This window comes from Azospirillum sp. B506, assembly GCF_000333595.1.
Classification (GTDB): Bacteria; Pseudomonadota; Alphaproteobacteria; order Azospirillales; family Azospirillaceae; genus Azospirillum.
Genome location: NZ_BADK01000742.1, coordinates 1 through 4,880, shown reverse-complemented (window position 1 = coordinate 4,880; position 4,880 = coordinate 1). Strand labels below are relative to the sequence as shown.

6 protein-coding genes and 1 pseudogene are annotated in these 4,880 nt (G+C 66.8%); 4 read left to right on the top strand and 3 right to left on the bottom strand.

Translation table 11 applies throughout. The annotated features are described in order from the left end of the window. Nucleotides 1–824: site-specific DNA-methyltransferase (locus tag I71_RS23025; protein ID WP_085940776.1), on the bottom strand; the 824-nt coding region annotated here is incomplete at its 3' end. A gap of 89 nt (nucleotides 825–913) precedes the next feature. Next, entirely contained in the window at nucleotides 914–1,579 is a 666-nt protein-coding gene (locus tag I71_RS23020) for a ribonuclease HII (RefSeq protein ID WP_042698845.1), read from the bottom strand. 211 nt (nucleotides 1,580–1,790) lie between these two features. Between I71_RS23020 and I71_RS23015 the strand changes: the two genes are divergently transcribed. Together I71_RS23015 and I71_RS40655 are read left to right on the top strand one after the other, a co-directional pair. After that, the gene (locus tag I71_RS23015) at nucleotides 1,791–2,288 is read left to right on the top strand and encodes a YchJ family protein (protein WP_042698842.1); all 498 of its coding nucleotides are present in this window, start codon (nucleotides 1,791–1,793) and stop codon (nucleotides 2,286–2,288) included. A gap of 244 nt (nucleotides 2,289–2,532) precedes the next feature. Continuing rightward, nucleotides 2,533–3,145: pseudogene (locus I71_RS40655) on the top strand (cold-shock protein). 88 nt (nucleotides 3,146–3,233) lie between these two features. Here the strand turns inward: I71_RS40655 and I71_RS23005 are convergent. Then, nucleotides 3,234–3,713, bottom strand: a complete 480-nt coding sequence (locus tag I71_RS23005; RefSeq protein WP_085940775.1) for an Lrp/AsnC family transcriptional regulator — start codon at nucleotides 3,711–3,713, stop codon at nucleotides 3,234–3,236. 161 nt (nucleotides 3,714–3,874) lie between these two features. On the opposite strand from I71_RS23005, the gene I71_RS23000 reads away from it, so the two are divergent. Both I71_RS23000 and I71_RS22995 read left to right on the top strand, forming a co-directional pair. After that, a complete protein-coding gene (locus I71_RS23000) occupies nucleotides 3,875–4,492 on the top strand; it encodes a DedA family protein (RefSeq protein ID WP_042698839.1) in 618 nt (205 codons plus the stop codon). Nucleotides 4,493–4,600: 108 nt separating this feature from the next. Then, a partial coding sequence (locus I71_RS22995; protein WP_042698836.1) for an alpha/beta fold hydrolase occupies nucleotides 4,601–4,880 on the top strand: 280 nt, incomplete at its 3' end.

Below are 4,880 nucleotides of genomic sequence, written 5' to 3'. Positions count from 1 at the left end.
CCAGCCGAAGGAATGCGCGGTGCGGCGCGCTTCGGCGGGGTGTCGAGGATCGCCGCCTCCGGCGCTTCCTCCACGGCGTCGATGCGGGCCTGGGCCGCCTTGACGTAGGTGTCGTCGCGCTCCAGCCCGATCCACTTGCGGCCCAGCCGCTTGGCGACCGCACCGGTGGTGCCGGTGCCGAAGAAGGGATCCAGCACCACGTCGCCGGGGCGGGACGAGGACAGGATCACCCGGTACAGCAGCGATTCCGGCTTCTGCGTCGGGTGGGTCTTCTTGCCCTCTTCATCGCGCAGCCGTTCGCCGCCGCTGCAGATCGGCAGCAGCCAGTCGCTGCGCATCTGCAGATCCTCGTTGAGGCTCTTCATCGCGTCGTAATTGAACCGATAGCGCGCGTCCTTGTCGCGGGCCGCCCAGATCATCGTCTCGTGGGCGTTGGCGAAGCGGGTGCCGCGGAAGTTCGGCATCGGGTTGGTCTTGCGCCAGACGATGTCGTTCAAAATCCAGAAGCCCAGATTTTGCAGCGTGGCGCCGACGCGGAAGATGTTGTGATAGCTGCCGATCACCCACAGCGAGCCTTCCGGCTTCAGGATGCGGCGGGCCGCCGTCATCCAGTCCTGGGTGAAACGGTCATAGGCTTCGAAATCGTCGAACTTGTCCCACTCGTCATCCACCCCGGCGACGCGGGTGTGGTTCGGCCGCAGCAACTCACCCCCCAACTGCAAGTTGTAGGGCGGATCGGCGAAGACGAGATCGACCGATGCGGGCGGCAGATCGTTCATGAGAGCGATGCAATCGCCGACCAGGATACGGTTTTCAGGGAGCATGATACGACCGGCAAAGAACTGGGACTCGGCCGGACAATGAGTCTCGGCCGAGTCGCCGTCAACAGCTTTCTTTGCCAAGTGACGACGGCTCAGCCGCTTAGTGCCTTTTGACGTTTCACTGGTGCAAAACTGACTCGGTGATGCGGCGTGACACCGTGGCGGGTCAGCGCGTCCAGATGCTCCGGTGTCGGATAGCCGGCGTTTCGCTCCCATCCATAGTGGGGATACTGGACCGACAACCGCAACATCTCGCTGTCGCGCGCCACTTTGGCGAGAATAGAGGCGGCAGCGATGGACTGGCTGCGGCTGTCGCCCTTGACGACCGCCACCCTCTCGCACGCGATGTCGGGGGTGAATTTGCCGTCCACCAGCGCCGCGTCGGGGGGCGGTCCGGGCAGTGCCTGATAGGCCCGCTTCATCGCCAGCAGCGTCGCCTTGTGAATGTTCAGCTCGTCGATTTCCTGGGCCGACGCCTCGGCGATGGCGAAGGCGAGCGCGTGCGCCCGGATCGCCGGCTCGATCTCCTCGCGCAGGCGGCGGGTGACCGCCTTGCTGTCGTCGATCTGCGCGGCGATCTCCGGCGGAAGCCCTTCGGGCGGCAGCACCACCGCAGCGGCGACCACCGGGCCGCAGAGTGGGCCGCGCCCGACCTCGTCGATGCCGCAGACACGGCGGCCGGGGCCGAAGCCGGCCTCCAGCGACAGGTCGGGACGCTGCCGGGGGACGGCAGCTTTGCGGGGCGCTTTGGCAGGCATGGGAGCGGGCAGCCTTCCGGGCAGCAGTGGAGTGTGGAGCGGGATGGGGCCGCTTGATAACCGGGTGGGAGTCCCGGCGCAAGACCGGGCCGGTTGGCAGCCATTCGCGTCAACCTGCCTCTTGAGAAGCGGCGCATGGCTGCGCTATGGATGCGCCCCGCAAAGCCGGACAGCACCCATCACCCGCCCCGCCATCACCCGAGAGCAGGCCATGACCGACACGATCCAGACCGCCGCCGACTGCCCCTGCCGTTCCGGCAAGCCGCTGGACGCCTGCTGCGGACCCTATCTGGCCGGCATGCCCGCCCCGACGGCCGAGGCGCTGATGCGCTCGCGCTATTCGGCCTTCGCCACCGGCAACATCGACTATCTGCACGACACGCTGCTGCCCAGCACCCGCGACGACTTCAACCGCGAAGAGATCGAAACCTGGGCCAAGAACAGCGTGTGGACCGGTGTCGAGATCCGCTCGACCGAAGCCGGCCAGCCCGGCGACAGCGAGGGGATCGTCGAGTTCGTCGCCCGTTTCAGCATGAACGGCAAGCCGATGACCCACCACGAGACCAGCCGGTTCACCCACACGGACGGCCGCTGGTACTATGTGGACGGCCAGCTGGGCGCCCGTCCGCGCAGCGGCCCCAAGGTCGGCCGCAACGATCCCTGCCCCTGCGGCAGCGGCAAGAAGTACAAGAAGTGCCACGGCGCCTGACTGTCCGGTCCTTTGAGTCGCGGCTGAATCGTCACGCTGCACCTGCACAAAAGCGGCGAAATCGCCCCGCCCCGCCTGCCCGTCAGGCGGCGGCGGAGCTTTTGTTGTGCGCAGATGGTGAAATTGCGCAATCCTGATTGAATTATGGGTCGGAACCGATCATCCTTCGCTCGCCCTGTTCCGGGTGTCCCTTCTTTGGTTTTTGCCGGGATGGGGTTTAACACGACAGATGAGACGATAACTGATGTTCGACCGTCCGCAGCGCTCTTCCTTCCGCGCTCCTGAAATCACCCAGCGCGACATCCGCGCCACCGTCAAGTGGTCAACGCCACCAAGGGCTTCGGCTTCGTCACCCCCGACGATGGCTCGCCCGACGCTTTCTGCACTCCACGGTTCTGCAGTTCTGCGGACACGACAGCCTGCCCGAAGGCGCCACCATCACCTGCGACCTGTCGCGCGGCCCGAAGGGCCCGCAGGTGGCCACCATCCACGCGGTCGACACCTCGACCGCCGCTCCGAGCCGTCCGTCGCGCGCCCCGCGCGAGCGTGACAGCTGGGGCAACGACGGCGGCTACGGCGGCGGCAACAGCTACGGCGGCGGCAGCCGCGGCGGCTACGGCGCCGACAGCTACGGCGATTCGGACAGCGGCGAGGTCGTCGACGGCACGGTGAAGTGGTTCAACGTGTCGAAGGGCTTCGGCTTCATCGCCCCGTCGACCGGCGGCAAGGACATCTTCGTGCACATCCGTGCGCTGGAGCGGTCGGGCATCAACGGCCTGGACGACGGTGCGCAGGTCCGCGTCACCATCCGCCAGGGCGCCAAGGGCCCCGAGGCTCAGCGCGTCGAGATGGCCTGATCTCTCATCGGTCGTTGTGATGTGAAAAAGCCCCCGCTCCATCGGAGCGGGGGCTTTTTCATTGGCGCTGTTCAAGAGAGTTGGCCGCTCACTCCAGATGGTCCAACGGCAGCCGGGTCTCGAACTTCACCTCCTTCAGGGTGACGCTCGATTTGACGTGCGACACGGCCGGGATGGAGAAGATGCGTTCGCTGAGGAAACGCCCGTAATGCTCGGTGGTCGGGACGACGATGCGCAGCAGATAGTCGGCGTCGCCGGTGACGGCGAAGCATTCCAGCACCTCCGGCATGCCGGCAATGGCGGTCTCGAACTGGTCGACCGCATTCTCCTTGTGACGTTCCAGCGTGACATGGGCGAAGACGCACTCTCCCAACCCCAGCTTGCGCGGGTCGAGCTGCACCGTGTAGCGGCGGATGACACCGATTTCCTCCATCGACCGCACCCGGCGCCAGCAGGGGGAAGCCGACAGGCCGACGGTGTCGCCCAGTTCCTGCATGGTCAGGCGGGCATTCTCCTGCAGGGCCGCCAGGATGCCCTTCTCATGCCGGTCGAGCTTGATCGCCGCCATTGGCACCTTCTCCGTCCATCCAATCGTTGCATCTGCAAACATAAGCAGAGCCGGCCGCCGCTGCGAGCCCTTCCATGCAACCAATCCCCCCGTCCCGGTGTTGCTCCGGCGGTGGGTGACGGTAGGGCGGCCAGAGCGGCCAGGGTGGGAGGACAAAGGGCGTGTTCGATTGGATCGTCTCGATGGTGGAGCAGACCGGTTACGCCGGCGTCGCTCTGCTGATGTTCGCGGAGAATCTGTTTCCCCCCATCCCGTCGGAGCTGATCCTGCCCCTGGCCGGCTTCACCGCCGCGCGCGGCGACCTCGGCCTGCCGATGATCATCGTCTCCGGCACGACAGGCGCGGTATTGGGCGCGCTGTTCTGGTACGGCATCGGCCGCTGGGTCGGCAGCGGCCGGCTGAAGCAGTGGGCCGCCCGCCATGGCCGCTGGCTGACCATCGCACCGGAGGAGGTGGACGAAGCCGCCGCCCATTTCCGCGAGCATGGCGGCCGGGCGGTGCTGATCGGCCGGATGATCCCGGCGGTGCGCACTCTGATCTCGATTCCCGCCGGGGTCTCGACCATGGCGCTGGCACCCTTCCTGCTCTACACGACCGTCGGCACCGCGATCTGGACGACCTTCCTCGCCACCGCCGGCTATCTGCTGGAGGACCGCTATCAGCAGATCGCCAATTGGGTGAACCCGATGTCCAACATCGTCGTTGGCGGGATCGCCCTCTGGTACGTCTATCGCGTCGCCACCTTCGGCCGCCGGACGGCCCGCCAGCCGGCGGAATAGAGGCCAAGCCCTTTTCCGCACAGAGGAAAAGCTCCCCGTTCCGGCTGGACGGCCCGGTCCCCGCCATGCTCTGACTGACGGGTCCGACCGCCAGCGGGAGCCGCCTCCATGAGTTCCAATCCGACCGTCATCCTCGTCCACGGGGCCTTCGCCGACGGCTCCTCCTGGGGTCGGGTGATTCCCCGCCTGCAGGCCGAAGGCTTCGGCGCGGTCGCGGTGCAGAATCCGCTGGTCTCGCTGGAGGACGACGTCGCCCATGTCCAGCGCGCCATCGACCGGACCAAGGGGCCGGTGGTGCTGGCCGGCCATTCCTGGGGCGGTGCCGTCATCACCCAGATCGGCGACCAGGAGCGGGTAAAGGCGCTGGTCTATGTCGCCGCCTCGCCCC